General features: G+C 41.5%; 33 protein-coding genes. 10 read left to right on the top strand and 23 right to left on the bottom strand.

Features of this window, described 5'->3' with window-relative positions; genetic code table 11:
* Window positions 1–6 precede the first annotated feature (6 nt).
* The 8 genes from ABTV07_RS04760 to ABTV07_RS04725 all read right to left on the bottom strand — a co-directional run bounded on the left by ABTV07_RS04760 (window position 7) and on the right by ABTV07_RS04725 (window position 4991).
* Window positions 7–315, bottom strand: coding sequence for a transposase (locus ABTV07_RS04760; RefSeq protein WP_433742263.1), 309 nt, complete (start codon window positions 313–315; stop codon window positions 7–9).
* A gap of 622 nt (window positions 316–937) precedes the next feature.
* Window positions 938–1138 (bottom strand): cold-shock protein, encoded by a 201-nt coding sequence (locus ABTV07_RS04755; protein ID WP_114746713.1) that lies wholly within the window; start codon window positions 1136–1138, stop codon window positions 938–940.
* 152 nt (window positions 1139–1290) lie between these two features.
* Window positions 1291–2901 carry a Kelch repeat-containing protein gene (locus tag ABTV07_RS04750; protein WP_433748143.1) on the bottom strand — a complete coding sequence of 537 codons (1611 nt, stop codon included), beginning with the start codon at window positions 2899–2901 and terminating at the stop codon, window positions 1291–1293.
* 136 nt (window positions 2902–3037) lie between these two features.
* Complete coding sequence (locus tag ABTV07_RS04745) at window positions 3038–3286, bottom strand: hypothetical protein (protein WP_433748141.1); 249 nt, start codon at window positions 3284–3286, stop codon at window positions 3038–3040.
* A complete protein-coding gene (locus ABTV07_RS04740) occupies window positions 3267–3782 on the bottom strand; it encodes an RNA polymerase sigma factor (RefSeq protein ID WP_433751102.1) in 516 nt (171 codons plus the stop codon). The genes ABTV07_RS04745 and ABTV07_RS04740 overlap by 20 nt, the downstream gene beginning before the upstream one ends.
* 16 nt (window positions 3783–3798) lie before the next feature.
* The gene (locus ABTV07_RS04735) at window positions 3799–4170 is read right to left on the bottom strand and encodes a group-specific protein (protein WP_114746717.1); all 372 of its coding nucleotides are present in this window, start codon (window positions 4168–4170) and stop codon (window positions 3799–3801) included.
* Between the two features lie 78 nt (window positions 4171–4248).
* Window positions 4249–4710, bottom strand: coding sequence for a GyrI-like domain-containing protein (locus ABTV07_RS04730; RefSeq protein WP_433748138.1), 462 nt, complete (start codon window positions 4708–4710; stop codon window positions 4249–4251).
* 83 nt (window positions 4711–4793) lie between these two features.
* Window positions 4794–4991, bottom strand: coding sequence for a hypothetical protein (locus ABTV07_RS04725; RefSeq protein WP_433748137.1), 198 nt, complete (start codon window positions 4989–4991; stop codon window positions 4794–4796).
* Between the two features lie 143 nt (window positions 4992–5134).
* Here ABTV07_RS04725 and ABTV07_RS04720 point away from each other — a divergent pair, with 143 nt between their 5' ends.
* The 5 genes from ABTV07_RS04720 (at window position 5135) to ABTV07_RS04700 (ending at window position 10556) form a co-directional block, all read left to right on the top strand.
* Window positions 5135–5962 (top strand): GNAT family N-acetyltransferase, encoded by an 828-nt coding sequence (locus tag ABTV07_RS04720; RefSeq protein ID WP_433748135.1) that lies wholly within the window; start codon window positions 5135–5137, stop codon window positions 5960–5962.
* Between the two features lie 53 nt (window positions 5963–6015).
* Window positions 6016–6705 (top strand): response regulator, encoded by a 690-nt coding sequence (locus tag ABTV07_RS04715; protein WP_433748132.1) that lies wholly within the window; start codon window positions 6016–6018, stop codon window positions 6703–6705.
* Window positions 6702–7709, top strand: a complete 1008-nt coding sequence (locus tag ABTV07_RS04710) for a sensor histidine kinase (RefSeq protein WP_433748129.1) — start codon at window positions 6702–6704, stop codon at window positions 7707–7709. Before ABTV07_RS04715 ends, ABTV07_RS04710 begins: the two co-directional genes overlap by 4 nt.
* Window positions 7710–7858: 149 nt before the next feature.
* The gene (locus ABTV07_RS04705; RefSeq protein ID WP_433748127.1) at window positions 7859–8620 is read left to right on the top strand and encodes an ABC transporter ATP-binding protein; all 762 of its coding nucleotides are present in this window, start codon (window positions 7859–7861) and stop codon (window positions 8618–8620) included.
* Window positions 8610–10556 carry an ABC transporter permease gene (locus ABTV07_RS04700; RefSeq protein WP_433748124.1) on the top strand — a complete coding sequence of 649 codons (1947 nt, stop codon included), beginning with the start codon at window positions 8610–8612 and terminating at the stop codon, window positions 10554–10556. The genes ABTV07_RS04705 and ABTV07_RS04700 overlap by 11 nt, the downstream gene beginning before the upstream one ends.
* 28 nt (window positions 10557–10584) lie before the next feature.
* Here ABTV07_RS04700 and ABTV07_RS04695 read toward each other — a convergent pair whose 3' ends face one another.
* The 7 genes from ABTV07_RS04695 to ABTV07_RS04665 all read right to left on the bottom strand — a co-directional run bounded on the left by ABTV07_RS04695 (window position 10585) and on the right by ABTV07_RS04665 (window position 16296).
* Window positions 10585–11124, bottom strand: coding sequence for a dihydrofolate reductase family protein (locus ABTV07_RS04695; protein WP_433748121.1), 540 nt, complete (start codon window positions 11122–11124; stop codon window positions 10585–10587).
* Window positions 11125–11213: 89 nt separating this feature from the next.
* On the bottom strand, window positions 11214–11618 hold the full coding sequence (locus ABTV07_RS04690) for a VOC family protein (protein WP_433748118.1): 405 nt from the start codon (window positions 11616–11618) through the stop codon (window positions 11214–11216).
* A gap of 188 nt (window positions 11619–11806) precedes the next feature.
* Window positions 11807–12112, bottom strand: coding sequence for a cytochrome o ubiquinol oxidase subunit IV (gene cyoD, locus ABTV07_RS04685; protein ID WP_433748116.1), 306 nt, complete (start codon window positions 12110–12112; stop codon window positions 11807–11809).
* A gap of 1 nt (window position 12113) precedes the next feature.
* The gene (gene cyoC / locus ABTV07_RS04680; protein ID WP_433748114.1) at window positions 12114–12719 is read right to left on the bottom strand and encodes a cytochrome o ubiquinol oxidase subunit III; all 606 of its coding nucleotides are present in this window, start codon (window positions 12717–12719) and stop codon (window positions 12114–12116) included.
* Complete coding sequence (locus ABTV07_RS04675; RefSeq protein WP_433748111.1) at window positions 12719–14683, bottom strand: cbb3-type cytochrome c oxidase subunit I; 1965 nt, start codon at window positions 14681–14683, stop codon at window positions 12719–12721. The genes cyoC and ABTV07_RS04675 overlap by 1 nt, the downstream gene beginning before the upstream one ends.
* Before the next feature lie 17 nt (window positions 14684–14700).
* Window positions 14701–15657 carry a ubiquinol oxidase subunit II gene (locus tag ABTV07_RS04670; protein ID WP_433748109.1) on the bottom strand — a complete coding sequence of 319 codons (957 nt, stop codon included), beginning with the start codon at window positions 15655–15657 and terminating at the stop codon, window positions 14701–14703.
* A gap of 387 nt (window positions 15658–16044) precedes the next feature.
* Complete coding sequence (locus tag ABTV07_RS04665; protein WP_433748107.1) at window positions 16045–16296, bottom strand: hypothetical protein; 252 nt, start codon at window positions 16294–16296, stop codon at window positions 16045–16047.
* A gap of 244 nt (window positions 16297–16540) precedes the next feature.
* Here ABTV07_RS04665 and ABTV07_RS04660 point away from each other — a divergent pair, with 244 nt between their 5' ends.
* The gene (locus ABTV07_RS04660) at window positions 16541–17518 is read left to right on the top strand and encodes a DUF4003 family protein (protein ID WP_433748104.1); all 978 of its coding nucleotides are present in this window, start codon (window positions 16541–16543) and stop codon (window positions 17516–17518) included.
* A gap of 39 nt (window positions 17519–17557) precedes the next feature.
* On the opposite strand, the gene ABTV07_RS04655 is transcribed toward ABTV07_RS04660, so the two are convergent.
* Window positions 17558–18904, bottom strand: a complete 1347-nt coding sequence (locus tag ABTV07_RS04655; RefSeq protein WP_433748102.1) for an FAD-binding oxidoreductase — start codon at window positions 18902–18904, stop codon at window positions 17558–17560.
* Between the two features lie 138 nt (window positions 18905–19042).
* Between ABTV07_RS04655 and ABTV07_RS04650 the strand changes: the two genes are divergently transcribed.
* On the top strand, window positions 19043–19603 hold the full coding sequence (locus ABTV07_RS04650) for a GNAT family N-acetyltransferase (RefSeq protein ID WP_433748099.1): 561 nt from the start codon (window positions 19043–19045) through the stop codon (window positions 19601–19603).
* Window positions 19604–19632: 29 nt separating this feature from the next.
* On the opposite strand, the gene ABTV07_RS04645 is transcribed toward ABTV07_RS04650, so the two are convergent.
* The 5 genes from ABTV07_RS04645 to ABTV07_RS04625 all read right to left on the bottom strand — a co-directional run bounded on the left by ABTV07_RS04645 (window position 19633) and on the right by ABTV07_RS04625 (window position 22512).
* Window positions 19633–20064 carry an NUDIX hydrolase gene (locus tag ABTV07_RS04645; RefSeq protein WP_433748096.1) on the bottom strand — a complete coding sequence of 144 codons (432 nt, stop codon included), beginning with the start codon at window positions 20062–20064 and terminating at the stop codon, window positions 19633–19635.
* 19 nt (window positions 20065–20083) lie between these two features.
* Window positions 20084–20623, bottom strand: a complete 540-nt coding sequence (locus ABTV07_RS04640; protein ID WP_433748093.1) for an HAD-IIIA family hydrolase — start codon at window positions 20621–20623, stop codon at window positions 20084–20086.
* Window positions 20624–20655: 32 nt separating this feature from the next.
* Window positions 20656–21198, bottom strand: a complete 543-nt coding sequence (locus ABTV07_RS04635) for a DUF402 domain-containing protein (protein WP_433748091.1) — start codon at window positions 21196–21198, stop codon at window positions 20656–20658.
* A gap of 44 nt (window positions 21199–21242) precedes the next feature.
* The gene (locus tag ABTV07_RS04630; protein ID WP_433748089.1) at window positions 21243–21638 is read right to left on the bottom strand and encodes a nucleoside 2-deoxyribosyltransferase; all 396 of its coding nucleotides are present in this window, start codon (window positions 21636–21638) and stop codon (window positions 21243–21245) included.
* A gap of 127 nt (window positions 21639–21765) precedes the next feature.
* Window positions 21766–22512 (bottom strand): class I SAM-dependent methyltransferase, encoded by a 747-nt coding sequence (locus tag ABTV07_RS04625; protein ID WP_433748086.1) that lies wholly within the window; start codon window positions 22510–22512, stop codon window positions 21766–21768.
* Window positions 22513–22643: 131 nt separating this feature from the next.
* Here ABTV07_RS04625 and ABTV07_RS04620 point away from each other — a divergent pair, with 131 nt between their 5' ends.
* The gene (locus ABTV07_RS04620; RefSeq protein ID WP_114746738.1) at window positions 22644–22823 is read left to right on the top strand and encodes a hypothetical protein; all 180 of its coding nucleotides are present in this window, start codon (window positions 22644–22646) and stop codon (window positions 22821–22823) included.
* A gap of 18 nt (window positions 22824–22841) precedes the next feature.
* Window positions 22842–23183 carry a hypothetical protein gene (locus tag ABTV07_RS04615; RefSeq protein ID WP_433748084.1) on the top strand — a complete coding sequence of 114 codons (342 nt, stop codon included), beginning with the start codon at window positions 22842–22844 and terminating at the stop codon, window positions 23181–23183.
* Between the two features lie 19 nt (window positions 23184–23202).
* On the opposite strand, the gene ABTV07_RS04610 is transcribed toward ABTV07_RS04615, so the two are convergent.
* Window positions 23203–23421: a short-chain dehydrogenase gene (locus ABTV07_RS04610; RefSeq protein WP_433748081.1), complete on the bottom strand. Its 219-nt coding sequence runs from the start codon at window positions 23419–23421 to the stop codon at window positions 23203–23205.
* A 410-nt stretch (window positions 23422–23831) separates the two neighbouring features.
* Window positions 23832–24206 (bottom strand): nucleotide excision repair endonuclease, encoded by a 375-nt coding sequence (locus ABTV07_RS04605; protein ID WP_433748079.1) that lies wholly within the window; start codon window positions 24204–24206, stop codon window positions 23832–23834.
* Between the two features lie 156 nt (window positions 24207–24362).
* Between ABTV07_RS04605 and ABTV07_RS04600 the strand changes: the two genes are divergently transcribed.
* Entirely contained in the window at window positions 24363–24518 is a 156-nt protein-coding gene (locus ABTV07_RS04600) for a hypothetical protein (RefSeq protein ID WP_433748076.1), read from the top strand.

Here is a 24518-nt window from a genome sequence, read left to right as displayed (position 1 = left end):
CAAACCTTACTTCTTTTCTTGCGTGAAGATGTGCATAGCCTTTTTTAAAATGGCGTTCTCCTCTTCCAAATCTAATTTTTTACGTCTTTCAGCTTCGTACAATTCTTTGTATTCAGAAGCCGTTAGATACTGGCTTTGTTTCTCTTTTTCCGCCTGATTTTGCTTTTTACGATAGGAAGCGACCCACTTTTGAAGCGTACTATAGGAAATATCGAGTTCACTGCTCACATCCACGAGCTTCCGTCCATCTAACTCAATTAATTTACACACATATTCTCTAAATTCTGGTGGGAACTTTTTCTGATCTTTCGCCATGTTTATACACGCCCTTTTTGTAGTTGTATAGATTTAAACATGACGCCACTACCTGTGTCCACTTTTTATACTAACTTCAATAGCCAATGTCAAGTGGCGCATAAGCGGGCTTATCTCGCGCATAGACCCTGTGGCGAGGGCTGCCCACCCCTGTTTTCCATGCTATTTCCTTATATTTACCTCACCTTGTAAATCCAAATGGACAAATTTTGCCCTTTTCACTCAATTTTTGACCAATCCCCCCCCGATTTTGATCCACTTAAACACCGCCAATGAACAATTCCCCCATTCTCAGTCACATTCGGGTGCGCGGGGTGTCTTCTCCAATGGAAAATGGCCGCTGGCGCATGGGAAGGGGATTTTCGGGCCGCAAAGGCGGGTCTGACCTGCGCATAACAGGCACATTTTCGCGCATGGAACCCGCGACCACGATTTTCATGCTATTTTCACTCATTTGTCCGTTACTGAAGACAATTCACTGAATTTCTCCTGCCAAATTGTTCTTTTTAGGTCTCTATAAAGAAATTCCACTCCAAATCCAACAACATTTTTGCACCTCGCCCCCCAATATTTCATCACACATAAAAAAAGACCCCCAAATGGGAGTCTTTTTAAAGGTTAATTAACCTTTGTTTACGTTAGCAGCTTGAGGTCCGCGAGCGCCTTGCTCAACGTCGAAAGTTACTTTTTGACCTTCTTCTAAAGTTTTGAAGCCATCGCCTTGAATTGCTGAGAAATGTACGAATACATCGTCTCCACCTTCAACTTCGATGAATCCGAAGCCTTTTTCTGCGTTAAACCATTTTACTGTACCTTGTTCCATGTGTGTTACCTCCTGCGTGGATTGAATCCACAATGTATTACTATTATTGCTCAATACGAATTCTTAGGCGAAAAAGACCGAACAAAAATAATTGTAGATTCATCATAACAGATGGGCTAGAGAAATGCAACCCTCTTCCTCTCAAATAATGGCTATAAAGAAACACACGGAAAGACGGCTCTTGATACAGGCATGGAACTTACTGTTCGCCACGTATTGGTGGCTGGATTATATGCTTCTACGATGTTTAGATAACTATTCGGAGGGATAAATCCTCCCATAACGAAAATCTCGGAACCGCATACACATGCAGCTGCCCCCCATCTGGCTGTTGGCATTGGTGCACCAGTTGACCATGTATTCGTCGCAGGATCGTAAATATAAACGGTGTCTACGGCAACGGCTGGATCTCCTGGATCATTAAGAAACGTATCAGGGGCTATCGGTGCATCGGGATCCCTTCCTCCAAACACATAGATTTTACCACCAAATGCTTCGGCAGCAATGAACGAAAGAGGCTGCGGCAGCGGAGCAAGCGGAATCCAAGTGTTTGTTGCAGGTTCGAATGCATCGTGATCAGCAATACTCATCGATCCATCAAACCCAGCAATTGCATGCAATAGTCCATTCAACGTGACAACTGCCAACTCCGATCTTGGGGAAGGAAGAGGTGTCCCGAGTGACCATGTGTTTGTGGCAGGGTTAAAGACTTCGACTGTATTCAACACTCCTGCACCAGATCCATTCGTCCCTCCCACTGTATAAAATAACCCGTTTAACACATCTCCTCCAAGAGATCCTCTTGGCACATTTGCCGTTGGAGCCGGTGTCCAGGTATCGGTTTCTGGATCATAGAATTCTGCCGTTGCAACACCGGTAAATGCAGAAGGCGTAAAACCGTGGCTGACGATAACTTTTCCATTTCTCAATAATCCGGCAGCCTGCGCTTCCCTGACTGCAAGCATTGGGGATACCGTAGTCCATGAATCGGTTTGGCAAAAATACTCATCGACTTCACTGATGGCAACACCATTATTCTCTCCTCCAAAGACAAGGATTCGAGTCGGGGTGCAGTTAAAGAAAACTTCTCCCGCTGTCAGTGAAAGTTTAGTTTTTGCTTGAAGCATCACCCAATCGTATACTTTTTCAGCAAGGATGCATGTATCCTCCAGTAATGGAAGGTCCCTGTTGTTTTTGTCCTCATATTGAGTGGGATTTGCTGTTTCAGTCGACTGAAACACAGTTGGACAGGACATGGGGATCCTTACTGGCTGGCACTGAGTCAGAATTTCATTTCTCGGGGTGCACCGTCCAGCTTGAACTTCAATCGTCGTATCTGCAGTGACCTTGATGGACTGGCATATCGTCAAAAAGACATTAAGCTGTCTAAATATGTCTCCTGAACATTGAATAGTGGAAAAACAATCAAAGCTTGTTACCTTGCAATCAATGGTCGTACCTTCAGGAGCACAAAGAAGCAAATTTTCATCAATATTGAACGGAATTGGCTCTGTTGTGCATGAACCATTGGCACCGGACACTTCCACCACTATAAAGCCGCTCTTTAATAAATTTATTTTTTGTAATACCACTGAAGTCCCATTCGGTAATCGAACGACAGTTTCTTTTCTACCAGAAGGTTGTACAACTTCTTCACATCTAATGGAATTTTCCCCTAAGGGATCGAGCCTTTGTCCGTTGGAATCTGTTAAATAACAACTAGTCGACAATGGCCCGATTAATTGACATGGATTAAGAGCCATTCTCTTCTCCCTTTCATCTCTTTGGCTTATTATAGAATATGAAAAAGTTCCATCTTCCGTGTTAGACGTCTGCATCAATCAAACTCAATTTTCCGGGCAAAAAAAAGAATTCCCCATTCAATCGAGGAATTCATCTTCAGATAAATAATAATATCCCTTCAACAACGGATACAATCACCATGGAACCCAGTGGAATCAGCTTCATGGAAAGGAACCCGTGCTTGTTGGATCCAATCCGCTCGAGAGGATTTTTCGCTGGCTGGGCAAGGAAATAGATCAGTCTGTCCCAATTGGAGGATTTCATGGCGAATTCCGGTACATTCACGTCATATTGGTCCAATTTCTTCTTCAGATGATGTTCATTTTTAAATGGATTCTGCTCCATATCCGAAGTCCCCCAGTTCTTTTTTTAATAGTTGAATGCCGCTGTGCAATCTGGATTTTACCGTCCCTATTGGAATTCCGAGGATCTGGGCAATTTCCACTTGGCTCAAATCATGATAGTAAAATAAGAGGACGACCGCCCGCTGGATTTCAGGAAGTCCTCCAACGGCCGTCTGGACAGCCATCCGGTCATCCAGATGAATTGATTCCACAGGAGTCGGTGCAAGAAAAGGCAGGAGTGTCCTCCACTTCTTGCGCCGATTCAATTTTGTGACCATATGATTGTAGGCAATTTGAAAAAGGTATGATTTTACCTTCCCTTTGCTTGCATCAAACCCATCCCGGCTGGACTGAATTTTGACAAAGACATCCTGAACGATATCGATGCTAAGCTGTTCATTTCTCGTGTAGCGGAACACAAAGCAATACAAAGGTTTCCTGAATGACTCATACAGGCGGGCGAGTGCCTCAGTGTCCCCGCTTTGGTAGGCGTGCATCCATTCCTCTGCCCGCTCACTCAATGGAATCCCCCCATCTTGCTTTGATGGATTTCAGCGTATTTGAAATGCGGACAAGCAAATAGATTACAGAGATGAGCGTCCACACCTGTCCTTGGTTGGTGAAAAATTGGACATAGACATTCTCCCTGTCTTCCCCAAAGGAAATGAGCATATTTAAGACCTGAATACAAATAATCGAATAAATTGCCAATCCCAATGTCAACGTATCAAACACATTCCACCGCAGGAATATCTTCGTTTTCTTATAATTGATCTTCCCGTTCTCTTTTACGATATATTTTTGATTCATCGGCAGCATCACCGCCATTATCAGCCCAATGATTACCACCGTCACTATCAGCGAAACCATCCATCCCATCCCCATAGAAACACCTCATTTAATTTGTTTTTCATAGACTATACAATCGGGAACGTGGAATGGTTCACTTTAATTTCAAAAAAATTAATCTACCGGTATCCAAATCTCCATTTCGTATTCATCTGTGTATTCTTTTCCAAAGAGCTGCAGTGGAACCACTTCGATTTCTGGCATTCCTTTTGTTATCGAATACCCTTGCTGATCAAAAATCCTCCATATTTCACCATACGTTTCAGGGATGTTATGGGCACTTCCGATATGTTTAAAAACAACATATTTATGAGCCGGGAAAATATGAACGGTCATCCCTTCCCCTATTTTCTTATAATCTACGTAATCCAGTTCAATCCCGCACGTGTAAAAGTAGTCATTGCTCCGTGGAGGCAGGCAAACTCCAGTTATATGTTCCGGACTTTGATTCTCAAAAACTTCATATGCCTTTTTCCATAAATCAGGAATGGGATGGACTGCATTACCGTTCCAAGTCCCTGGTGCACTGAAGCCCGCGATGGTAAACGAATCTTTCATCTCTTCTTTAAAATCCATTTTCAAATCCCCCTTTATTAATCAAGTGTAATTGTGTAAAAGGGTGGCTTCCGGTCATTTTATGCTTTTTGGTGTCAGTTCCCCTACCTCTCCCGCTCTTTTTGCGACTTCTGATATTTTAGAAAGGCGATTCCATATAGAATGACGCTGAGCACTCCTCCGATTAGAAAGAAGTAAGATAGGATCATCCTTCCATCCCTTTGATGGTTATAGGCTTGTGAAAAGGCAATGATGGAGGTCAAAAAAGCCAAAAGAGTCTCGGTCATTGTCAATTTCCTCATGAATAACTCCCCTTTCATATATAGAAGAAACCCAATTTTTTCAATATAATATAGAAGCTTCTCTTCTTAAAAGGATTTTCCTGCTCCGATAGCGAAGTTTATGAGGGTTATAGATTATATTAATAAAGCAGGTGCTGACTTTTATGTTGACAAGCAAACAACTGAACGATATTGAGAAGCTGCAAAAAGAGTGTGAAGCCCACGATGGCATCCAATTAAAACTGAACTGGGAAATGCTGAAAGATAGAGATTCCGATCAGCTGGACTTTTTCTATTATGAAGGCGATGAACTCATTGGGTTCTTAGGGTTATATGGATTTGGTTCAACTGTGGAAGTCTGCGGGATGGTCAAACCATCTGAACGCCGCAAAGGACATTTCAAAAAGCTATTCCATGATGGGATGGAATCGGTGAAAAACAACGGCTTTAAACGCATCCTCTTGAATACACCAGCTGGTTCTGCTTCTGGAAAATCATTTGTGAAAAGTGTCGGTGCGGAACATAAATTTTCCGAACATCAGATGAAATGGCAAGAGCAGCCCCTTAAAGAGACCGAGGGATTCACGCTTCGTCCGGCTGTACCGGAAGACTTAGATGCAAGGGTGCACTTAAGCGTAACCGGTTTTGGAGTGAGCGAGGCAGATGCACGGGAAATGGAATCCAGGCAAACCAATCGAACTAACACCCAGGTTTATATGATTGATGTTGATGATAGCACGATTGGTAAAATCCGCATCTCTCTTGAAGAAGACGGGAAGGAAGCATGGATCTATGGTTTTGCCATTTCTCCGGAACAGCGCGGGAAAGGCATCGGGCGAAAAGTATTAAATAGAATTGTCAAAGATCACATTACTGAAGGCAGATCAGTACACTTGGAAGTTGAAACAAAGAACGATCATGCATTAGGATTATATGAATCTGTTGGATTCAAGACTGTTCATGCTCAAGAATATTATTCGTATTCAATTTAAAGAAATTGGCGTCTGCTTCATTCTCGGCAGGCGCTTCAAAATGTGGTGAAAAAATGTTTAAACTGTTAGTAATTGAAGATGACTCAACATTATTCAACGAAGTAAAAGAGCGGCTCTCCCAATGGTCGTACAAAGTCTACGGCATCACGGACTTCGCGAATGTCATGCAGGAATTTTCCCAAATCAAGCCCGACCTAGTCATCATTGATATTCAGCTGCCTAAATACGACGGCTTTCATTGGTGCCGCATGATTCGATCACATTCAAACGTCCCGATTCTTTTCCTTTCTTCCAGGGACCACCCCACTGATATGGTCATGTCCATGCAGCTGGGGGCAGACGATTTTGTCCAAAAGCCTTTTCACTTTGATGTCTTAATTGCAAAGATTCAGGCAATACTTCGACGCGTATATAATTACAATACAGAGGCAGTCAGTTTGAAAACGTGGTGCGGCGCTGCGGTGGACTACGAACGGAATACCGTTTCAAACGACGAGGGATCCGTTGAATTGACCAAGAATGAAATGTTCATCTTGAAACTATTGATTGAACAAAAGAATAAAATTGTCAGCCGGGACCATCTCATCAACAGCCTATGGGATGATAAGCGGTTCATCAGCGACAATACATTAACTGTAAATGTAAATCGCCTCCGAAAGAGACTTGAGGAAATCGACCTTGGGACCTTCATAGAAACAAAAGTGGGCCAAGGGTACATTGCCATTGAAGAGGAACTATCATGATCCGGAAATACATATGGGAAAGAAAAAGCTGGCTGGTATTCGTCATTGCCATGGAACTTCTTTTTATTTTTGTAGCCATGTTGGATGAAGCCATCCCGCTTTCTCCAATTTTGTATATGGTCTTCCTCTCTTCCATCTTGTTTATCATTTTTGCCGTCATTCGCTATCAGAGGGAAACGAAATATTATAAGAGACTGGAAGAGTGGGATAACAATCTGAATGTAACAGACTTAGAACAGCCAGATTCTCCTTTTGAAAAGATTATTTCAAAGAGTCTTACTATACAAGCCGATTTATTGAAGGAGTCATCTTCTGATATTCGAACGGCGATGGAAAAGGAAAAAGACGACTTGCTTTCATGGATTCATGAGGTCAAAACCCCATTAACCGCTATGCACCTCATCATTGAACGAATGGAAGATCAAATGCTGAAGTCCCAACTGAAATATGAGTGGCTTAGAATTCACCTCCTGCTGGATCAGCAGCTTCATCAAAAAAGGATTACATTTATAGAAAATGACCTTTATATTGAAAAAGTTGATTTGGAAACCATTTTCTTCGGTGAATTTAAAACTCTTCAATCATGGTGCATCCAAAAAGGCATCGGATTTGATCTTGATCTGATTGAAGCAGAAGTTCTCAGTGATGCTAAATGGCTTGCCTTCATCCTTCGCCAAGTGCTGACAAATGCAGTTAAATACAGCGAAGCTTCTGAAATTATCATTAAGAGCCGAATGGAAAACGATCGGACCATTTTAAGCATTCAAGATTTCGGGCGAGGCATTGAACTAAAAGATTTGCCTCGTATTTTTGACCGGGGCTTCACGTCAACTGTGGACCATCATGACAATGCATCGACTGGCATGGGTCTTTATTTGGCTAAGAAAGCTGCTGTACCGCTTCTGATTGATATACAGGTTAGCTCGATTCGCGGGGAAGGAACTACCTTCACCCTGGTGTTCCCGCGGAAGAATGACTTCGTGGGAATCATGGAAGGCACCTGATTCGAGAAAATTCAGGATTCACATTCAATCAAATGACATAGCGTGTGACAATAATGTCACATGCTTTTCTATTTTGTTCGTGGAATAGAAGGAAAAGGAAGTGGATGCTTTTTATAATAAAAGTATCAAATCAAAGGAGTTTTTTATTTATGTCGATATTAGAAGCAGTAAAACTTCATAAAAGCTATGGAAACAAATGGAATAAACAAGAAGTGTTAAAAGGCATTGACCTTACGATTCATGAAGGGGAGTTCGTAAGTATCATGGGAGCTTCAGGTTCCGGAAAAACAACGCTTCTCAATGTTCTATCTTCCATCGATAAAGTAAGCGAGGGTTCTATTAAGATAGAGAATAAGGAAATGACGAAAATGAAAGAGAAACAGCTGGCTGAGTTTCGGAAGCATCATCTTGGTTTCATTTTTCAAGACTACAACTTGTTGGATACCCTCACGGTGAAAGAAAATATCCTCCTGCCGCTCTCCATATCCAAAACACCAAGGAAAGAAGCGGACCAGCGATTTGACGAATTGGCTGAAGAACTAGGGATACATGAGTTAAAAGACAAGTACCCTAATGAAATTTCCGGTGGTCAGAAACAGCGTACTTCAGCTGCCAGAGCATTCATCCACAATCCAAGCATCATTTTTGCCGATGAGCCCACTGGTGCATTGGATTCAAAGTCAGCTTCGGATCTTCTAAATAAGCTTAAATCTTTGAACAAAACACGAAAAGCTACCATCGTGATGGTGACGCATGATCCAGTTGCAGCAAGCTACTCGAGCCGGGTGATTTTCATTAAAGATGGCCAGATCTATACGCAATTGAATAAAGGCGATCAAGAACGCCAGCCATTCTTCCAAGATATCATCAAGACTCAAGGAGTGCTCGGCGGGGTGCAGCATGAACGTTAATCAATTGATATTCAGGAACTTAAAAAAGAATCTTAAAAACTATTTCTTGTATGTCTTTGCCCTTGTTTTCAGCGTCGGCCTATATTTTGCCTTTGTGACGCTGCAATATGACTCTTCCATGGACTCCGTGAAAGGAACTCTTAAAGGCGGCGCAGCGATCCGGGCAGCATCCATATTGCTGGTGGTCATCGTTTCTGTCTTCCTACTCTATGCCAACACCCTTTTTATCAAAAGGAGGAGCAAGGAGATCGGATTGTTCCAGCTGATTGGGATGACAAAAAATAAGATTTTCAGGATATTAACATTGGAAAATTTCATTCTTTATTTCAGTTCCATGATTGCCGGGATTCTTATAGGCTTTTCATTTTCTAAACTGATCATTATGATTCTATTTAAAGTGACAGGTGTCAAAGCGATTGCCACCCTACACTTTTCAACACATGCCTTTTTTCAGACGCTGCTGGTATTCAGTGGAATCTATATTTTGATCATGATTATGAACTTTACCTTTATTAAGAGGCAGAGCATCCTTTCTTTGTTCAGAGTGAGATCTTCTACGGAAACAAAGGTCAAAAAGATGTCGATCTGGGGTGTCATCATTGGGGTCATCGGGATTCTTCTCGTTGCTGCGGGGTACTATATTTCTTCGAAGCTATTTGGCGGTGACTATACAACAATGCCTGAACTCTACGGAGCCATGCTCTTTATTCTTGGAGCTGTCATCCTCGGTACCTATCTATTTTATAAAGGATCTGTCAGCTTCATTTTCAACTTGGTTCGGAAGCAGAAGAAAGGCTATTTGAATATTAATGAGGTACTCTCGCTTTCATCCATCATGTTCAAAATGAAGTCAAATGCACTTTTGCTCACGATAATCACAACGGTTTCTGCTCTGGCTATAGGATTATTGTCATTGAGTTATATTGGATACTATTCAGCTGAAAAAACAGCTAAAAACCAGGTGCCTACTGACTTCTCCCTCACAGATGAAAAGAGTTTCGATAGGTTTACAGATGCATTGGAGAAGAACCAAATCCAATACAGCAAAAAGAGGATTGATGTCATTCAAGTGCTTTTAGATGTTGATAAGCTAACCGATTCTGATTTTGCGGCGCTTAACGCCAGCATGGACGCCATGCCTACTTCGGCCATCAGCGAAAAATCCGTTAAAGGGGTAGAGGTTGCTAAGGATGAATTAGTGCTGACCGGATATAGCGACCTGCTTGGAAAAGTTATGCCCTTAGTGGATGCCGGAAAGACAGAATTGAAAAGCAAAACTAAAACGTACAAACTGGACTATCTGGGATTAAGGGATGAATATCCTATCTCCAGGTTTTATACTGGCGGAGGATCTCCTGTAGCAATTCTTGATGATTCCCTCTTCCAACAGTTAAAAAAAGAAATGGATCCTTCTATTCAAAAGAAATCGAACACCTATATCGGGGTGACCATTGATAATCCTGACCAGCTTGTAAAAGCCAATAAAATCTTCCACAAACTAGGTTTGGATACAGCATGGATGAATGACTCCCAGCTTGATATCAAGGACGAACAGAAAAGAAGCATCGGATTGATCATGTTCATCGTTGGATTCCTTGGACTCACGTTCTTGATTACATCAGGCTGCATCCTCTACTTCAAGCAGATGGATGAGAGTGAAGAAGAAAAACCGAACTATACTATCCTTCGCAAGCTGGGGTTCACCCAAGGCGATCTAATCAAGGGCATCCGCAGCAAGCAGCTTTTCAACTTCGGGATACCATTGATTATAGGGCTCCTTCACAGCTACTTCGCGGTTCAATCCGGATGGTTCTTATTCGGTGCGGAGGTCTGGACGCCGATGATTATTGTTATGGTACTCTATACGGCCTTGTACTCCATCTTTGGAATGCTGTCTGTCGTTTATTACAAAAAAGTAATCAAGGAAGCATTATAAGTTTAGCGGGCCTATTGGGCTCGCTATTTTAATTCGTTGTTTTGTGGTACTTGAGCTGCACCAATCCAGTATCAAAGGTTTTGCCCTCTATGAGAGTGAGCTTTGAAGAGGCAGCCGTCTCTTGAAAGAGCTTGATTCCATCTCCAAGAAGGATGGGAATGATGGAGATGACGTATTCATCGATCAATTGCTCTTCTATACAGGCTTTAACAGCCTCTGCCCCGCCATCAATGAAGATATTCTTCCCTTCTTCCTTTTGGATGTCCGAAATCAAATCTCTTACATTGCCATTGTAGAACTCTACATTCTCATCTGAACCCGTTTTTGGTCTTGAAAGGACATAGCATTTCTTATCTTTATGCGGAAATTCAATACCAAAGGAAAGTACTTTTTCGTACGTTTTACGGCCCATGATGACTGTATCTACCGTTTCAATGAATTCTCCGTATCCATAATCTTCATTGGGCTTTTCCACTTGGGAGAGCCAATCAATCCCGCCCTCATTCGTCGCGATATAGCCGTCCAAGCTTTGCGCAATGTAGAGAATGACTTTCCTATCATTAGCCATAAGTTTACCTCCCCCTTCTCTTCCAGATTCATTAACTAAAAAGAATAGCCCAAAGCATTTTGTTCTACTTTGAGCTATTTTTCGGATGCTTACATCACTGTAAACATCCAAGTATGACCATACTTGTCTTTTACGGATCCGTGGAGCTTGGCAAAAAAAGTTGCCTGAAGGTCCATATGTACGCGGCCTTCTTCTTTCAACAGATTCCAGGCATGCAATGCTTTTTCTTCTGAATTGAGTTCCACACTAATGGCAAAATTGTCTCCATTCGTTTGTTCCCTCTGTGAATCAGATCCCATAATAAAACCATTTTCAGACAGTTTCAGTTGAGCATGAAGCACGAGGCTTTTATCCTCTTCCGCTACCGGGAAATCTGGATTCGGCGGCATATCCCCATATTTTTGAAATTCGATAATTTCTCCCCCAAATGCTTCCTCATACAATTTGAATGCTTCTTCACAGTTTCGATTGAACATCAAATACGGTTTAATCATTGCATTTACCCCTTTGCTTGAGTATTTTTCTATAACTCTAATATAACCGAACATACGTTCTTTCACAAGGATATTTTTTCTTATTTTTTTCAGTATGTACACATAAAATCTTCTTAATCAAGCATTCGAACAATAAAGAAAAATCGGGGAGTGACAGTCACTCCCCGATTTTTGTCGAATCTATTTGATTATGCTACCTGCGCATTGAAGGTCATGATCCACATGGATCCTGCCACAATGACAAATACGATGAATAATCCTAAAATCAATGCCCATACATTGAATCTTGGCTTTTCTCCTTCTCTGATGTGCATGAAGAAGAATAATTGAACCAAGAGCTGCAGGACTGCCATACCAACGATTGATACGATCAGTGTTGTTCCGCTGATCACATGCTTAAGCGTAAGGACCAATGGGATGATCGTCAATACGATGGATAGGATGAAGCCGATGACATAAGATTTGACTGAACCATGTGATTCTTGATGAGACATCTTACATCACCCCCATAAGATAAACGATTGTCAACAAGAAGATCCAAACGACATCAAGGAAATGCCAGTAAAGTGACACAAGAGTCACTTTTCTTGTTGTCAATGCATTGATACCATTTTGCTTCAATTGAATGATGATGGCTGTCATCCAGCACAAACCTACTGAAACGTGGAGTCCATGTGTTCCAACGAGTGTAAAGAAAGCCGTCAGGAACGCACTTCGGGAAATTGTAGCACCTTCAGATACCATATTGGCGAATTCAGAGACCTCAAAGCCGATGAATCCCAATCCAAGAAGGGCAGTGACAATCAGCCATCCGATCAGCTGTTTGACCTTTCCTTTGTGCATGGCAAGCGTCGCAAGTCCGCTTGTGAAACTACTTGTCAACAATAAGAATGTTTCTGTGATATAGCCTGGTGCTTCGAATAATTCTTTTCCAGTCGGGCCTCCGTCGAAATGCGAACGGAGGACCATGAATGTAGCGAATATTGTTCCGAATAAGATAACGTCTGATACCAGGAAGAGCCAGAATCCAAGGACGCTCAGGTCCTCATGATGTTCATGTTCTTCATGATGGTCATTTGTATGAGAAATGGCTTGAGACATTATACCAACCTCCCAAACTTAGCTTCTGTTTCCTTGATTTCTTCCACAGGAATGTAGTAATCAAGTTTCTTCGTGAAGGAACGGGCAAACATGCTGCCTGCAACTCCAACCAATCCAACTACGATCATCCAAGTCCATCCGAATGTGAATCCGAATCCGGCAATGAACCAGAACCAGGACATGATGAACGGAATTCCTGAATTCCTTGGCATATGAATCGGTTTGATGTCACTTTCTTTTGTCATCGGTTTAATGCCTTCTTTTTTCATTCTCAAGAAGTCATCTTGCTCTTTGACAACTGGTTCAATTGCAAAGTTATATTCAGGCGCTGGAGATGGAATCGTCCATTCCAATGTGTGTGCATCCCAAGGATCGCCTGTTGTATCGCGTTCTCCATACTTGATGCTATAAAGGATCTGCCATACTTGGAAGATGAACCCGATTCCCATCAATACGGCACCGATGGAAGAGATAAGGTTCAATGGACCCCAGCCCATATCCCAGCCGTAAGTGTACACGCGGCGAGTCATACCCATGAAGCCTAATGCGTACTGTGGCATGAAACATACGTAGAATCCGATATTCCAAAGCCAGAAAGCCCAAAGACCCAATTTAACATTCAGCTTGAAACCGAACATTTTTGGCCACCAGTAGTAAAGACCTGCAAGGTAGCCGAACACTACACCACCGATTAGTACTTGGTGGAAGTGGGCAATCAAGAAGTAGCTGTTGTGATATTGATAATCCGCTGGTGCAACGGCAAGCATGACACCTGTTGCTCCCCCGATAAGGAATGTCGGGATGAAAGCAAGCGTCCAGAGCATTGGCTGCTCGATGCGGATGCGTCCGCGGAACATAGTAAATAGCCAGTTAAAGACTTTGACACCTGTCGGGATGGCAATGGCCATAGTCGTAATCGCAAAGAATGCATTGACATTGGCGCTTGCTCCCATCGTAAAGAAGTGATGGACCCAAGTGAAATAAGACAAGATACTGATAAGCATCAAAGAGAATACCATTGATTTATATCCGAAAATTTTCTTCTTAGAGAATACACTTACAACCTCTGAGAATACACCGAATGCCGGAAGGACAACGATATAAACCTCAGGGTGACCCCACATCCAGATCAAGTTGACATACATCATCGGGTTTCCGCCTTGAAGCATTGTGAAGAAGTGCCCGCCGGCAAAACGGTCGATGAATAGTAGTGCCAATGTAACTGTCAAAACAGGGAATGCAATAACGATCATGATACAGCTGGCAAATACAGACCATGAGAACAATGGCATCTGCATCAGCTTCATGCCTTTTGCACGCATTTTTAAGATCGTCACAATAAAGTTGATACCGGAAGCCAAACTACCTACACCGGAAAGCTGAATGCCCCAAATATAGAAGTTCTCTCCCACACCCGGGCTGCCTGAAAGCTCAGACAATGGCGGGTACGCAAGCCATCCTGCATCCGGGGATCCCCCGATGACGAATGACAAGTTGAATAGCATCGCACCCACGAAGAACATCCAGAAACTGAATGCATTCAAGAATGGATACGCAACGTCGCGTGCACCAATTTGAAGCGGTACAGCGATGTTAAATAGACCGAACATCAACGGCATCGCCATGAAAAGGATCATGATCGTACCGTGTGTTGTAAAGATTTCATTGTAATGCTGCGATTGCAGGAAATGTACATTCGGCAAGGCAATCTGTGCCCTCATAAGCAGGGCATCTACGCCTCCGCGGAAAAGCATCAATAAAGATGCAATGATATACATAATACCGATTTTCTTATGGTCAACAGTCGTCAACCATTCACGCCAAAGCCATCCCCATTTTTTGAAATAGGTTAGGGCGAACAAGATGGCAACCATGGATAAACCGATGGAAACATCTGCTCCGTAGATCAAAGGATCTCCTGTTACAAAGAAATGAGAGGCAAAGTCTTTTATTTTATCGATCATTCTGTCTTCCTCCCCCTCTAGTTATGATCCATGTCCATCTCGGACATATCGCTCATATCTTCCATATCTTTCATTTCGTGGAATTGGCTGTCGTCTTTTTTCATGCCTTTCATTTTCATGTACTGACCGCCATTCTTATTAAGCACTTTTTTGAAGTTGTCTTTCGGATAAGATGAGAAGTATTTAACATCTGATAATCCTTTTTTCTTCAAATTAGCGTAAGTATCTGTTGTCATAGCAGGCGACGTTTTCTTGACTTTCTCCACCCACTTGTTGAAATCTGCCTGCGGCTTCGCAACCACATCAAATCTCATATGAGCAAATCCTTCACCTGTAAAGTTCGCTCCGCTTCCGAAGTACTTGCCAGGCTGGTCCGCTTGAAGCCAGAGTCTCATTGCCATACCAGGCATTGTATACTCCTGTCCGCCAAGCTGTGGAACCCAGAATGAGTTCATCGGGCCGTCAGCCATCAATTCAAATTGAACTGGCACCCCTGCTGGAATTTCAACATGATTGACTGTCGCAATTCCTTGTTCAGGATATTCAAACAGCCATTTCCAATCCAACGATGTTACCTGGATCGTGATTGGTTTAGCATTTTGTACAGGCGGTTTTGTCAAAGTGTGAATTCCTTTTACTGTGAACACACCCAAAATCGCAATAATGACAATCGGAATTCCCCACCAAATAGCCTCAAGGGTTTTGCTGTCATCCCAATCCGGTTGATAAGGAGCCTTGTTGCCCGGCTTATCACGGTAACGAAGGATAATATATACGAGAATCCCCAGTACTGGAATAACGACAATTGCGCAAAGAATTGCCGATAAAATAATTAGTTTTAATTCCGTGTGGCCAACCGGCCCTTTCGGATCCAATACAATCATCGAGCTGCTGTCACAGCCAGACAAAAGCAATGCGGTCGCTGCTGCAAGTAAAGCAACTTTTATTCCATTGAGCAAACCACGTTTCTTCAATGCAAGTCATCTCCTCTTAAACACCCGCTCAATAAAATAGTGTTTTTGTGTAATTTACAAACTATCGATTGCGATACTATCTTACTCCTTTCTGGGGTGTTTTTGGGATGGAAATTTGTGATGTTAACGAAAATGACAAATTTTCATTAATAAAGTGTTCAAAAAGATGTCACTATATTGTAATAATTTTCAATGGCAACCATATTTACTTGGCTCAGGATGCATTTGGAAGGGTTATTGACTGAAATTTTCTATATTTCGGATAGTTTAGTACGCAGATTTTGCGGGGAAATTGGAGGTATATTTCTGGAAAGAATTCCAGTGCACACAAAAAGACACGTGGATCTGAATATCCACGTGTCTTTTTTATTTTACCCCTATAATTTTTTATGCCTCAGATAGCTCCATATCCAATGCTTCTTCTTTTTCCTTTTCTTGCTTCGGATGCATCTGCATGGACTGGAAGGCAGCTCCGATAATCATCGTTTGCACGCCGCCGACAATAAAACCTAATGAAACCATTAAAAATATATTTGTATCTCTAAAATCGTAAATTGTAACCGCTGTGGCTAAGATACCGAAGAAAAAGGACACTACTCCAAAACGCTGCAGCAACATTGACGGTGTAAGCTTTTTCACAACAATCACTCCAATTAAATTAATGAAAGAATTTTCTTACTATTATAATAACACAAAATAGACAAAAAGTGTTCATAATTTGTTCAAAATTTAACCATAATTTGTACAAATTTATTTTTTTCTTCCAAAACGACTTCTTATTTGTAGTATACCCAGTTGACAAATGACTGAATCATTGCGAATTGAAACCTTTTCTTATACTAATCGTAGAATTGTCATAACCTTTTAAAAGGACGTGTGGACGATGAATCAAGCAATGAAGAAAGTTGAAGCTTACAAGGAGATTTTTCATGAGATGAAAAAGAAGTATAAATGGAGCTTTTCGGACCATCGCATCTTGATGATGGCTGCCTCCCTTTATGTAACAAATAAGAAGGAATTCAATTTGAAGCGCTATGACGAGGTTGTGGAGTACATCAAAGGGGAAGTCGGAATGTTTTCGACATTAAAAGGAAACGACCGATTTACCTTTGCGGCCATGCTGGATACTAAATTTGATGATCCGAAAGCGGCTTTCAAGGATTTTATCCGAACCTATGAGGCTGTCATCGAAGCTGGATTCCACCGGAGCACCTTCAGCTATATCGCAGGGATGGTGGCATTGACGGGAGAAAAAGATGCGGGTGAAGCCATTCCCCAAGCTTACGGCATTTATAAAAGTATGAAAAGCAATCACTTTTTCTTCACGGGGATGGATGATTATCCACTGGCCATGCTCCTTGCTCAAAGGGAGCTTGAGATGGATGCAATGATGACGGAGATCGAATCACTCTACCAAAAGTTGAATGATGCCGGATTCAGAAAAAGCAATGAGCTTCAAAGCATGAGCCATATCCTTTCCCTTGAAGGGGAGACAAATCCGGACACGCTTGTGAGCAGATGCCAAGAGATGTTCTCTTTAATGAAGGAAAGCAGTTTAAAGCCAAAAGCCATGCATTACCCTCATATCGCACTTCTGGCGTTCTTGGATCAGCCGAAAGTCAGTTTGCATCAAGTAGTGGATATCTACGACCAGCTCAATGCAGAAAAGGATTTCAAATGGCAAAAGGATTTCAATCTGGTTATGGCGATCCAGCTGATGATCGCAGAAAAAGTCGGAGAGTCTTCTGTCCTTTCAACAGCACTTCATTCCACGATCGAAGCACTGATTCAGGCACAGCAGGCTGCATGCATTGCGGCGGTGTCCGGGGCAGCGGCGGCAGCATCTACAGCAGGAGCATAAATGCCAAAAAAGCCTGATGAAAAGTCAGGCTTTTTCCTATTATCTTATTGCCTGCGGAAACCTGAACACATTGTAAGGATCATATTTCTTATTGATCCTGTTCAGCCTCCCTGCATTCTGGCCATAGTAAGCAATTTCGTAGTCTTTTAATTCACTGTAGGGGAAATTGATATACGATCCCGTCGTAATGTTTTTGATGTATTGGAAGCGGTCTTCTACCCAGCGGATGTTCTTTTCCGCATACTGATCCTGTTCCCAGACCGATTGGATGCCCATGATGTATCTGGCGTCCCTATAATAGAAAGCCGTCTCCCTTTTGCCAAAAGCCTGCACCTTTCCGCCGAGGGCATAGACACTTATGGCAGCGTAAACGGATCCTGGCGCTGTTTTTTGAATGATATCTACGATGCCTTCCAACTCTCTCCTGTTATAGTGTCGATAAACAAATCGTCCGGTCGACTTGAATTTTTCTGATGGTGGATAGCTCGCTTGGACTTTATCCATGGCTTCGTTGAATGACAGATCCTCCAGGAAAAACTGCATTCCTTCTATATCCTGAAACGGTTCGAGCAGCTCTTTCGCTTCTTCACAGCCTCCGAAAAACAGCCCCCGCCCGTAGATCGCCATTCCTTCTGCTTTGGATTGATAGATGGAAGCAACGAGCGTCATCCTGTCATCGAGTCCCCGCAGCCAGTTTTGCCACGTGTTCAAGAAATCTATCATCGTTTCCTTCGAAGCATTCGGTGCATATATTTCCACGAGCGTCACTTCGTTGAGTTTCGGCGGGAGACTGAATGTCATGGAAACGACGACGCCGAAATTCCCTCCTCCTGCTCCCCTGCAAGCCCAAAACAGATCTTCATTTTCATCCTCATTCGCCTTCAAAAGCTTACCCGTATAATCGACAATCTCCAGTTCGATAAGGCTGTCGCAGCCAAGTCCAAAGAATCTTGTGGAGTAGCCCCAGCCTCCTCCGAGCGTATAACCCGCCACCCCAACGGTTGGGCAAGTTCCACCCGGAAACGGATAGCCTGCCTTCCCCACAGCATTATAAAGTTGTTGGTTGCTGGCACCACCATGCATCGTCAAAGTTCCATTGTGTTCATCAATCTTCACTCGATTCAACCGGCTAATATCAATGACCAATACATAATTCCCCGTGGAGTAGCCTTCATAATGATGTCCCCCTGAACGAATCCGAATCGGGATCTCGTGCTTCCTCGCCCAGCGGATGGCATTGCTTACATCCTGTTTCCTCGAGCAATACACAATGACCAGCGGGAACTTTTGAATGGCCCGGTTCCACTCTTGCCGCGCTTCACTGTACTTCGGATCAATTGGGGTAACGATTTCTCCCGTAAGCCCTTGATAAAACCCTGCGTCCATGGTCTCCCCTCCTCTATTTGCCGCTACTTTCATTCATATTCATATATTGCCATCCTTACGCATAACTGCTTGTGCCATTATGAAAGGATGAGTCGTGTTATTCTAGATATAAGGAAAAAAGAATGAGGAGCATTACAAATGACGATTCGAAAAGCACAAAAAGCAGACAGTCAACAGGCAGCCGTTCTGATATATGATGCCATCCATGATATCGGGGAAGCTTTGACGGGAGAAACCGACCATGACAAAGTACTGCAGCAGCTTGCAGCGTTTTTTCAGACGGAAGGCAACAGGCTCAGCTTTGAAAACAGTTATGTGAAAGTTGAGGATGGAGAAGTTGTCGGAATGATTATTATGTATCATGGGAAAGACGCAGAGAAGCTGGATGAAACGATAATTGAACATTTGCGGGCGAAATCTGGAGATGTAGGTGCAGAAACTGAAAAAGAAGCAGACCTCGATGATTTTTATATTGATACTTTAAGTGTTGCTCAGGATCATGGCGGACGGGGAATCGGGACAGCACTTATCGAACGCGCATTGTCGGAAGCCAAAGAACGAGGATATCCTACAGTATCCCTTAACGTCGAAGAAGAAAATACTGGTGCGAAGCGTTTGTATTCGAGGCTTGGATTCAGGGTGAAGAAAACCATCATGATTAATGGTAAGAACTATCATTATCTTGTTAGAGAAATTTAAAAGGGACTTGATGAGCAAGCCCCTTTTTTTCATTTAAGTAAATCGTATAATTCATCAGGAACTAACTTGAATTTAGGATTGGTAAAGTCACTGATATGCTTCCAAATCAATTTAAAAGTATGTCCGGTGTCTTCCTCTCCCATAAATGACGTTTTTTCATAAAAGGACTTATCAACAAATTCGGCATCATAAACAAAAACAACTTCATGCCCAAGATTGCCATTGAATTCAAAAATATTTTCTATGGTTCCTAAGTGTTTGATATTCGTTATTTTCGCCCCTATTTCTTCAAGCACTTCCCGCTCTAATGCATCGGAGCTTCTTTCGCCAAACTCGATTCCGCCGCCGATCGGTCGGTAAAAATATTCCCCTGTCACCTCGTCAAACCCTTCGATGACAAGGATTGAATCATCTCTCTTGAATGCACATATAACAATAGGGCGAATTTTTGATACTCTCATATATTCTCCTTTCAACAACTTATTTGAGTGACAAAAGCCAGTTAATCGCTTCATTTATATCCTCAGCTATGAAGTCCGGTTTTACCTCTGCCCATCTGCCATGGAATTCATTGTTTATATATTGATCAAATGCCGCTTTTCCACTGCCCGTTTTGACCAGGATTTTCTTACATCCTGCCTCATGGGCTGCCACTAAATCCGTCCATCTGTCACCGATGACCGCACACTGATCCAAATTCAAATGGTTTTCTTCTGCAGCCTTTTTTAGCATTCCAGGTGATGGCTTTCTGCATTGGCACCCATCATCATGCTGGTGAGGACAAACATAAATTCTATCAAATCCAAAATTTCCAAGTTCATTTTCAAAGCTTGAAATCGTCGATTCCCCTATTGCAATTCCCGGTTGATTAGTAAAAGAACACATGAGTACTCCTGATGCTTTCAATCTCTGTATCGTCTCTGCCACGCCGGGAAAAAGTTCAAATTCTCCTGGGTAAATGACACGGTCGTTTCCTCCAAGAGTTCCATCCCTATCGATGAAAACGGCTTGTAAGTCCATGAGGAGTCCTCCTTTTCAATTAGGAATTTTGGTTAAATCAATATATCTAGCAATATTTCTTTATGTGGAGGAGCTAATCGGATCAAAGAAAAATTTTCGCTAGTAATTTGTGTTTTAATCCTTTTTTGTTCTTCCCAAGCCAAGTCGTAAAGTGATTTATCAATTATCCCTCTTTTATGTGCATCTTCAAGTTCATCCGCATCTTTCTCTATTAATTCACCTGAAGGGAGCAGGACAATATCCAAAAATAAATCATCAAAATAAGGGATACCATTTTCTATTGAATTTTCGGTGCAAATATCGATATACCATTGAACGATTTCTCCATTTGCATCAAACATGGTTGTGACGGAATGATTTTTTCCCAATGGAAATTGCTGCAGCCACATGTAGCCGTCATCCACAATACGGATATCCTGATCACCATACTTCTTGGATAGTGGTTCACTTACTTTAATTGTATTCAATAGAGTGATGTAGCCCTGAAATTCATTTGTATCCAAATAGGCTTGTGAATACTTTCTTTCTAAGATTCTCTGCCACCCTGGACGGTTTGCAAATTTTCTTTCGAGCATGTTTTTCCTCCTTTCCTTTAAGTTATTCACGTCATTATAGGTATTTATATATGTATTTTTTTCTCCAACTTTTCGAATAACGTGTCAGTATTTCCAATCACGATTTCAACTCCAGACACATGGTAAAAAGTACTTGTTGTTTCAAAGTTCATTATTTTATCATCAGGTGAATGGATAAAGATCGGTTTTCCTTGACCCAATGCAATCCCTAATTCAATATGACTTCCTTTGCCTGCCGGCAGGAGTACGATTAAAAAATCTGCATCCTTTACTGCAATTCTCTCTTTTTCTCCTATATCTCTTAATTCCTCAATTGTTGATGCTCGGCTATTATCTGTCCAATCATATGTTTGGACATACCCCTTATTTTTTAATTGCTCACTAATGGACCTTACTTGCTCAATGTTTTGAAGACTTGATGCAACATAAAATTTTTTCATTTTTGTACTCCTTATATATCAAACTATTAAAGTTTAATTATTGTGCTGAACAAGTGTTGGAAACATACAATAAGATATTACTAAAATTTGTTCCAATACCATTCACCTCCCATTCAAAAACACTAGCCTATTTCACTGCTAATATAGTGAATTCCCATGGGATATTTTCACCGTTCCATCCCTGATGCTCTTCGAATTGTTTTAAAGTAAGACCAGCTGAAATAACTGAGTTGATGATTTCTCCTAATGTATAAAACCGTAGGGACACCTTAGGAAAAGAATCATGTTCTGCAGCATCAAAAAATGATTTATAAGCTAAGTCACCATTATGAAGCTCCTTATTGAAATATCCATGAATGATTGTATTATCCCTGCCCATGCATCTTTTCAGAGGGTGAAAATCACTTAAAATCATTCTTCCACCCCTTTTCAGAATAGAGAAAAGAATGTTCATTAACCTTTCTATGTCATTAAAATAATGAAGCACACCACCTTCTAAATAGAGAATATCAAAATGATTTGAATATCTGTCTAGGTCAATATCATAAATATCCCCTATTACATACTCAATGTTTGTATCTGCAAATTGTGCCAGCTCTAAAGCATATCTTTTATTCTCCTCAGAAATATCAAAAACGGTTACATAAGCTCCTAATAATGACAAGGGAACAGCTTTTCTGCCATTCGATCCACATATATTCGCAATCTTCATCCCCTCAATCATGTGGAAAAACTGTTGGTGTTTTTTTAAGCTGACCAAAGGATTTTCTACTATTTCCTTAGCTTTTTCTTGCGGAGTTCCGTCTCTTTTGATCCAAAATTCGTAAGCACGGTACTCCCATGCTTTTTTATTGGTAGAGCTTTGTTCATTCATCCGTCCTACCTCTTCTTTCCTAAAACATTTGTTAAGTTAGACATTTCGTCCCTTAAATTCAAAATAATAAAGGTATTTTCCTGTTTATTGTAAAAGTATATAAGTACCCTATAAATAAAGGAGTTGTAAGTATGAGCAGCTGGTGGTACAGCCTCTATTTCATCATTTTGGGGATTGTTTCTTTTTTCACAGGTGAAATCGTTACATTTGCAATGCTTGGCTTAATTCTTATTGCACTGAATAATATCAATATTACTCTGAAGAAAATCTATCATCAGAATAAGCAGAATCAATCGGTACCGAAAGAATAAATGCATGGGAGAACTTATATGAAAAAATTTATAAAAGCATTTTTAGTCATACTCATTATTTTATTTGCCTATGAATATCAAAAACCCGTCCTTACATCGAAAGAAAGTCTAGAAAAAGCGATTTCTTGCGTCAGTCACCCACCTGCGGAATTAGCCGTTGAGCCTGTAGATGCGAAAATCGAAGACTTGCAGACCATACAAGTTTCTATACAACCTAAAGATGGGCTATTCAATCGCCTGACTCATCAAAGGGAGATGTACATAACATTAGGGCTGAAGGGCAAAAACCCGATGACGCCGATGGTCCAGTTGGACGCCTATACTGGAAAATGCTTAAGGATTATTGGTCCGATGGAGTGATATTGAACCACCATGCAACTCATTGATCTTTTTCCTGGCCATCCAAAGGGTTCTTTGAGAATCCTTCTTCATAAAATTCAATCAGCCATCCATTTTTTTCAACGATTTTATCCGCGCACATCATTGCGAGAAAGAACACGATTGCTGGATGATCAGTTGATAACCAACCTGCCACCAAATAAAAAAGCACCAGCGTTGTAACAAAAAGTGGAATTAAATACGATAATCCTTTTTTCAATCCAATCGCCTCCTGTTTCTCATTATTTCAAAAATATTCCATCAATTCAATCCTCATTACATAGAATGAAACTACAGGTGACTGTCACGCCCCGGTTTTTGTCGAATCATTGTGGTGAATTTGCCGGTGGCGCATAAGCAGGGGAGTTTAGCGCATAGCCGGGCTGGAGCGGCGCATAGGATTCTTTTTTCGCGCATAGAGCTTGCAATGTCGTTCATAGACAACCAATTTTGGCGCATAAAACATGTGGATTGAAAAATTCAGCCTTGATTCAATGCCATTTTTATCAACAAATACCGATCTTGGCTCATTTTTTTCATTACCAGAACCAAAATTCATCATTTTATGCCGAAATTTACCTCCACAACAAAAAAATCGAGCATGCTCATGCATACTCGATTTTTCTCTTCTTATTTGTAAAATACTTTGTCGATATTGTATTTTGCTTTTAGTTCATTGATGATGTACGTTTCGTAGATTTCGCGGTCCATCGCTTCGTCGACGATCATGACGTCAATGCGGTAAACTTCATCGCGGTATTTTTTCAATGGGGAGACGTTGTCTTCCAAATGTTTAACAACACGCTGTCTTAGCTTTCTTGCTTTTCCGACAAACAAGAGCTCGTCGTTGATATTATAAAACAAGATGATGCCGCCTTTGTCCCTCGGAATTTTATGAAGGTCGATGAACCCTTGCACTGACTTGATGACAGGTTCATTGTCCGCTGGATTTTGCTGTCTTTCCGTAATGGAAACATCTACTTTTGGTATATCAATTTTAATCATTTTATCATCCACCCTATCTCTAGTAACAATTCATACTATCATAGCTCAAAAGAATATACTAGGGCAACATCTGTAATGAATTCCCATGAAAAATGAAACTTTTTCCTTTCTTTTACGTATATCAATCAATCAGTAACTTTACAGGAGGAATGCGTGATGTCAAAAAAGCTGGCACTATTTTTATTAACTCTTATGCTTATCGGAGTTGTTTATGGAATCATTTCATCTAATATTACAATGCTTACTTGTGTCGGAATCCTTTGCGGAGTTGTATTGGTGGGCTTTAAAAAGAAATGGAAGCTGGGCTCATAA

Source organism: Falsibacillus pallidus (assembly GCF_050990905.1).
In the GTDB taxonomy this organism is placed as follows: domain Bacteria; phylum Bacillota; class Bacilli; order Bacillales; family DSM-25281; genus Falsibacillus; species Falsibacillus pallidus_A.
This window is presented reverse-complemented; position numbering and strand designations above follow the sequence as displayed.

Excerpts from the sequence above, each read along its gene's own strand:
- ABTV07_RS04620 (WP_114746738.1), top strand. The coding sequence starts at position 22,644 with ATGAGCAGCTGGTGGTACAGCCTCTATTTCATCATTTTGGGGATTGTT.
- ABTV07_RS04640 (WP_433748093.1), bottom strand. The coding sequence starts at position 20,623 with ATGGACTTACAAGCCGTTTTCATCGATAGGGATGGAACTCTTGGAGGA.
- ABTV07_RS04715 (WP_433748132.1), top strand. The coding sequence starts at position 6,016 with ATGTTTAAACTGTTAGTAATTGAAGATGACTCAACATTATTCAACGAA.
- ABTV07_RS04675 (WP_433748111.1), bottom strand. The coding sequence starts at position 14,683 with ATGATCGATAAAATAAAAGACTTTGCCTCTCATTTCTTTGTAACAGGA.
- ABTV07_RS04735 (WP_114746717.1), bottom strand. The coding sequence starts at position 4,170 with ATGGGGATGGGATGGATGGTTTCGCTGATAGTGACGGTGGTAATCATT.
- ABTV07_RS04745 (WP_433748141.1), bottom strand. The coding sequence starts at position 3,286 with ATGGAGCAGAATCCATTTAAAAATGAACATCATCTGAAGAAGAAATTG.
- ABTV07_RS04750 (WP_433748143.1), bottom strand. The coding sequence starts at position 2,901 with ATGGCTCTTAATCCATGTCAATTAATCGGGCCATTGTCGACTAGTTGT.
- ABTV07_RS04650 (WP_433748099.1), top strand. The coding sequence starts at position 19,043 with ATGACGATTCGAAAAGCACAAAAAGCAGACAGTCAACAGGCAGCCGTT.
- ABTV07_RS04625 (WP_433748086.1), bottom strand. The coding sequence starts at position 22,512 with ATGAATGAACAAAGCTCTACCAATAAAAAAGCATGGGAGTACCGTGCT.
- ABTV07_RS04755 (WP_114746713.1), bottom strand. The coding sequence starts at position 1,138 with ATGGAACAAGGTACAGTAAAATGGTTTAACGCAGAAAAAGGCTTCGGA.
- ABTV07_RS04700 (WP_433748124.1), top strand. The coding sequence starts at position 8,610 with ATGAACGTTAATCAATTGATATTCAGGAACTTAAAAAAGAATCTTAAA.
- ABTV07_RS04630 (WP_433748089.1), bottom strand. The coding sequence starts at position 21,638 with ATGAAAAAATTTTATGTTGCATCAAGTCTTCAAAACATTGAGCAAGTA.
- ABTV07_RS04710 (WP_433748129.1), top strand. The coding sequence starts at position 6,702 with ATGATCCGGAAATACATATGGGAAAGAAAAAGCTGGCTGGTATTCGTC.
- ABTV07_RS04720 (WP_433748135.1), top strand. The coding sequence starts at position 5,135 with ATGTTGACAAGCAAACAACTGAACGATATTGAGAAGCTGCAAAAAGAG.
- ABTV07_RS04635 (WP_433748091.1), bottom strand. The coding sequence starts at position 21,198 with ATGCTCGAAAGAAAATTTGCAAACCGTCCAGGGTGGCAGAGAATCTTA.
- cyoD (WP_433748116.1), bottom strand. The coding sequence starts at position 12,112 with ATGTCTCATCAAGAATCACATGGTTCAGTCAAATCTTATGTCATCGGC.
- ABTV07_RS04725 (WP_433748137.1), bottom strand. The coding sequence starts at position 4,991 with ATGAGGAAATTGACAATGACCGAGACTCTTTTGGCTTTTTTGACCTCC.
- ABTV07_RS04705 (WP_433748127.1), top strand. The coding sequence starts at position 7,859 with ATGTCGATATTAGAAGCAGTAAAACTTCATAAAAGCTATGGAAACAAA.
- ABTV07_RS04730 (WP_433748138.1), bottom strand. The coding sequence starts at position 4,710 with ATGGATTTTAAAGAAGAGATGAAAGATTCGTTTACCATCGCGGGCTTC.
- ABTV07_RS04655 (WP_433748102.1), bottom strand. The coding sequence starts at position 18,904 with ATGGACGCAGGGTTTTATCAAGGGCTTACGGGAGAAATCGTTACCCCA.
- ABTV07_RS04605 (WP_433748079.1), bottom strand. The coding sequence starts at position 24,206 with ATGATTAAAATTGATATACCAAAAGTAGATGTTTCCATTACGGAAAGA.
- cyoC (WP_433748114.1), bottom strand. The coding sequence starts at position 12,719 with ATGTCTCAAGCCATTTCTCATACAAATGACCATCATGAAGAACATGAA.
- ABTV07_RS04615 (WP_433748084.1), top strand. The coding sequence starts at position 22,842 with ATGAAAAAATTTATAAAAGCATTTTTAGTCATACTCATTATTTTATTT.
- ABTV07_RS04760 (WP_433742263.1), bottom strand. The coding sequence starts at position 315 with ATGGCGAAAGATCAGAAAAAGTTCCCACCAGAATTTAGAGAATATGTG.
- ABTV07_RS04690 (WP_433748118.1), bottom strand. The coding sequence starts at position 11,618 with ATGATTAAACCGTATTTGATGTTCAATCGAAACTGTGAAGAAGCATTC.
- ABTV07_RS04695 (WP_433748121.1), bottom strand. The coding sequence starts at position 11,124 with ATGGCTAATGATAGGAAAGTCATTCTCTACATTGCGCAAAGCTTGGAC.
- ABTV07_RS04660 (WP_433748104.1), top strand. The coding sequence starts at position 16,541 with ATGAATCAAGCAATGAAGAAAGTTGAAGCTTACAAGGAGATTTTTCAT.
- ABTV07_RS04600 (WP_433748076.1), top strand. The coding sequence starts at position 24,363 with ATGTCAAAAAAGCTGGCACTATTTTTATTAACTCTTATGCTTATCGGA.
- ABTV07_RS04740 (WP_433751102.1), bottom strand. The coding sequence starts at position 3,782 with ATGCACGCCTACCAAAGCGGGGACACTGAGGCACTCGCCCGCCTGTAT.
- ABTV07_RS04645 (WP_433748096.1), bottom strand. The coding sequence starts at position 20,064 with ATGAGAGTATCAAAAATTCGCCCTATTGTTATATGTGCATTCAAGAGA.